This window comes from Vibrio scophthalmi LMG 19158, assembly GCF_000222585.1.
GTDB classification, from domain to species: domain Bacteria; phylum Pseudomonadota; class Gammaproteobacteria; order Enterobacterales; family Vibrionaceae; genus Vibrio; species Vibrio scophthalmi.
The window spans coordinates 1-4,938 of sequence record NZ_AFWE01000016.1; the positions used below are offsets into that span (position 1 = coordinate 1).

General features: G+C 30.1%; 3 protein-coding genes. All 3 read right to left on the reverse strand.

The features are described from left to right. Window positions 1–171: 171 nt before the first annotated feature. The 3 genes from RH88_RS00245 to RH88_RS00255 are packed head-to-tail and all read right to left on the reverse strand — an operon-like array spanning window position 172 to window position 4,278. Window positions 172–996 (reverse strand): hypothetical protein, encoded by an 825-nt coding sequence (locus RH88_RS00245; protein WP_005592620.1) that lies wholly within the window; start codon window positions 994–996, stop codon window positions 172–174. After that, window positions 986–3,073, reverse strand: a complete 2,088-nt coding sequence (locus tag RH88_RS00250) for a peptidase domain-containing ABC transporter (protein WP_005592621.1) — start codon at window positions 3,071–3,073, stop codon at window positions 986–988. The genes RH88_RS00245 and RH88_RS00250 overlap by 11 nt, the downstream gene beginning before the upstream one ends. Continuing rightward, entirely contained in the window at window positions 3,070–4,278 is a 1,209-nt protein-coding gene (locus RH88_RS00255; RefSeq protein WP_138944235.1) for an HlyD family secretion protein, read from the reverse strand. Before RH88_RS00255 ends, RH88_RS00250 begins: the two co-directional genes overlap by 4 nt. Between the last annotated feature and the right edge of the window lie 660 nt (window positions 4,279–4,938).

Consider the following 4,938-nt stretch of genomic DNA (forward strand, 5'->3'; position numbering starts at 1 on the left):
AAGAGTTCCGCCTTTATGAATCGTTAATTCAATGTTGAAGTTATTTACTCGTAATTTTAAGTCAATGACTGGGTAGATCTGCCTTATCTGATTAAAGCCCAGAAAAACTATGACAAAGTCTTGTAGGGATTAGAATATGGGGGTTAATTGAGCGCTAATTTCATAATCAGCTTACTGATAGTAAAATTCAATGTAATTTAAATACCTCCAGTCTTTCAATGAGTTACCGATAGCCTTTTCCATGCTAGATATTATTCCAGAACAATCCGAGTGTTTGTGTTTATCCGAAAAAAATAATACATCTTTCTTAAATGGGTTATGTTTATAACTAACAACACAACTTTCTACTTTTTTATGCTCTATTAGTTTAAAAACACCAGAAAATAAGCACCCATTTCTAGTAAAAAAAGTAACTTTTCTTTTTGACTGATTATCACTCTCCATAAATAAACCCGGAGGCACATCGGAAAATATTAATATTTTTGTTGAAATTGATTGTTTAAACATTTTCAACAAAAACCGACGTTCAGAAACTCCACCAACAATTATATCATACCCTAGCTCTCTAAGCTTTTCAATATTGTGAATTACATCTGTATTTAATAAATAATCCATAACAGGAAGATAAAATTTAGTCCCCGTAGGATGAGACATTATAACTTGAGCAATAGCAGAATAATAGCATCCAGTGTGAGTAAAAATATAGATCGGAACATCTGGCATATCGCTAAAAAAACAACATCGTTTTTTAAAAAAAGCTACTGACTTAGCATCAATATTATGAGAAATGTACGAAAGAGATATGCTCTTTTGATGAAAATCATACTCAAAGTGATTAATGTAACCAGAATTAACTGGAAATAAATTAATTTTATTAGTTGTTTGCAATAAACTATTAAACATTAACCTCAATAAAAAACAAAAAAAATAAAGCAATCGCAACATCATTTCAACAACAAAATAAAAATAACATTTAAAATCAGATTTATCTAACATATTCAATCAATCCATTATTTATTTTTATAATTTTAGTGCAACTTTGCAACAGAGATTCATCGTGTGTGGCAACAATAACTATTCCACGGTGATTTTTCATAACATCTAATATTTTATTCTTTAGCTCCAAGTCAAGGTTAGCTGTAGGCTCGTCAACGATTAATATTTGAGCGTCTTTGTATAATGCTCTAGCTAGGCAAAGTCTTTGCTTTTGACCTGAAGACAGAAGAACACCACCTTCACCCAATAGAGTATTATATCCATTTGATAAACTATTCACCTCTTCTAACAGACCTACATCATGTAATATGTTTTGCACCTTATCATAAGAAAGTTCACTTTCACTCAAAACAATATTTTGTAATACCGTAGCATTATAGATGGTGTCATCCGGAGAATACATTGCAACAGCTTTTCTGTACTGTTTGATACCAAACTTGGTTACAGGGACATTGTTTACTAACAAAGTTCCAGAGGTTGGCTCTACAAGTGACGATAATAACTTTATTAGACTGCTTTTTCCTGAACCAGATCGACCAATCACACCAATAAAATCATTATTATTAATTTCAACATTAACATTTTCTAATGCAGGATTAGAAAAACTAGAATATCTAAGTTCCACATCTACGAGTTTCACCTTATCTATCTTTTCTAAAGAAAAAACAGTGGACTCTGTAATTATTTCTGGACTACTATTGATTAGAGATTCTACCATCAACCAGTCAGGTTTGGATTTTTTTAAATCTATTAATAACTCAACGCATCGAGATGTATTGTTTAATAAAAATTCTTTGTAAAAATAGATCACAAATAAAGCACCTACAGTTAAATCTCCAGAAGCCACCTTTGTTACAAAAAGATAACAAAGAGCTATAGTGCAAGTATTATTTACTAGAGAAAAAACAGAAAGTCCCGTTTGATTAAATTTATTCAATTTTGAATTAAGAGAAATTTGCCTATTATTTAACTTTAATATTTTGTCCTGAGATATAAAACCAGTTTGATTTATTTTATGAGTTTTTATTGCATTGCTATATGAAGATATCTCTTGGTTTCTGCTTATTTCTTGCTCAATAACATCACTACGTAGTGCCTGAACGTTTTTTATAAATGGAATGCGTAATAAAACTAATAATAGACAAGAAACAATTGCAACAGAAGCAATTCCTGGATCTAGATACAACAGCATACTACTAAATATAAAGGAAAACAAAATGTGAATGCATAGCTGTATATGATTTTCTACAATAGTCATCCCATAATTTAAAGATAATGAAACTCTTTGAATTAAATCTTGAAAGTTTCTTTTTTCAAAGTAAGATACACTTTGAGAAATTAAAATGCTAACTAACTTCTGTGATACTTGTTTGCTAATTTTAATAGATACCTTTTCTTTTAACTCATTACCTATCGTTTTGTTTATAAAATCTAATAAATAAAGAACTAAAAATGAGAGTGCTATAAAATAAAACAAATTCTCATCGTTTTTATTAACGACCTCATCCACAACCAATGATAACATCTTGGGTGTTAACAAAGAAAATATTTGAACTAAAAATAATGATGTTAACAAATATAAAAACATAGAGTATATTCCAGGGATTTGTTTTACGAAATCAAACAGTTTAACATGTTTACTTTCGCTTTCTTGAACAACCCCTTGAACTTTTTCAAGTGATGGAGCATATACTTCTAATGCATACCCAGAAAAGAGATTTCTCACCATCTCTCTTTTATATGTTTTTTTGCCAGCCGCAGGATCATGAATTTCGATATAAGAATCAGTAACTTTAGATAATACAACAAAATGATTATTTCTCCATTGTAGTATAGCTGGAAGATCTAATTCAGATAAATGTTCAGGTTCTAAATTGTAGCCACAAGAAGGCATTCCATTATTAAATAAAATACTTTCCATTTCATAAAAAGAAAGACCTTCAACACCAACTAAATATTGTCTCCTTAGCGAGTAAATACTTAATGGCTTATTGTAATACGAACACAGCATAGATATGCAAGCTAGGCCACATTCAGATATCTCATCTTGAAGAACGATAGATAATTTATTTTTCATATATTCGAAATTCCAGAATCTATGCTTATATTTTTTATAACGGGAAGGAAAAAGAATTCCAATAAAGTTGTAGGTTTTTTATTAACATAGGCAATCGCTGACATGCCATTTTTTAAAGCATTAATATTAACATTATCACTAAAGTTAGAAATAATAGAAACTTCAATAACTCGTGTATGTTCACTTTCTGGGGAATAAACATCAAAAATTTCACTTATTTTACCGTTAAAAAATCCATATTCACTGAATGGTAGCGCTTCAATTTCAATAAGAATATCATCACCAACAGAAAGAAGCGCTGAATTTTCTTTTAATACATTGAGATAGACAACCTTATTTACATTAGAAATAACCTTAGCTAATAACTGCCCCTCTTTAATAAATTGCCCAATTTTAATATTATTAAATTCCACAATTCCAGAGTCTATTGCATTAATCTTATATATATTATTTTGATTATGCAATTCCAAATCGGACTCATGTTTTTTTGTCTCTGATTTTGCTTCTTCTACTTTAATAGAATATTCAAGCTTTAAATCTTGTAATTGACGCTCAACGTTAACCTTTGATATTAATAATTCTTTTATTTTTGATCTGTTCGCCACTATTTCTGAGTGTAGATTAGATACTTGTATTTTTTTTTCCTCTACATCGATCTCTGAAATTAAACCACGTTCAAGTAAAGAAATGTCGGAATGTAGCCTTGATTTTTCTTGATTATACACATCCAGTAAAACAAACAAGTAATCTTCGTAATCATCAATAATTTTTTTGGTTGAAACTAAATGTAACTTTAACTCTTCCTGTGAATTAGAAATTTTATCTAGTGTGATATTTAATTTTGTTTTTACTAAATTAATTTTTGATTGTATTGAGGATCTTACTAACTCATTGGTATTTAAATCAGAATTGGTTGATTGAATTTTAGATGTATTTTCTATTTCTAGTAGAATATCACCTTTAACTGCTTTACCATGGTTTTTTACATGTATATCAGTAATGTAACCGTGGCTTGGCGAGTAAATTTCAGACTGCTCTTTGTATGAAACATAACCCGTTAATTTTTCTTTTTCATGATATTCATAATTAATCGAAATATATGTAAAAAAAACAATTAAAATCATCATTAATTTAAATAGCAATGTTATATTAACACTTCGCATTCTTCCTTTCGAACCTTTATCTATTGAAATAAAAAAGAGCACTAATCAAGCGCTCTTTTTTTTAACCAAGTTGGTCAATTAGCAAATTTTGCCAGGTTCGCGATCGTAATCAGGGTGACCAGGCTTAGAGTAGAAGCCACCACGAATTGCTTTTTTCTCTTGAGAGTTCATTTTTTTTAGATTATTTTTCATAATAAATTTCCATTGTTATAGCTTTAAAATTTCGTTAGAAATAACATCCCAACATTAAATCAATGAGTAAGAACCACATTGACTCTTTATTCTATCAAGTAAAAAAAAGAAGAAAATACAATTATTTTTGTTATAACAATCAGTATGATTTATTACTAAGACGTGTCGTTTTTGATAAAGTCAGGTAAAGGACTTGGCTGGGCTTGTTGCAAAAATTTAAGTATCAGATCAGAATCCCTTTTCTTTCCCACCTAATCTAGCGACCCAATGGGCTTTGATGTGATGGACGACCTCCTTTTTAGCGTCGTTGTACCAAACTAATGGTGCTGCCATTGAGAACAGGAGTAACAAGCATGTCTATTAAAGTTGTTGGTATCGATCTAGCCAAAATCCCAGGGCAAGATCATGAACATTTTTCGCCCAATGGTTGACTAACGTTGACCTGATAGGTTGGTTGTGATCTTATTCTCCTCTTTTGAGGAGCACCCATGAATTTAGATACCATCAAAA

What these genes read in the sequence shown, in the direction of transcription:
- RH88_RS00245 (WP_005592620.1), bottom strand. Translation starts at nt 996, where the DNA reads ATGTTAGATAAATCTGATTTTAAATGTTATTTTTATTTTGTTGTTGAA.
- RH88_RS00250 (WP_005592621.1), bottom strand. Translation starts at nt 3,073, where the DNA reads ATGAAAAATAAATTATCTATCGTTCTTCAAGATGAGATATCTGAATGT.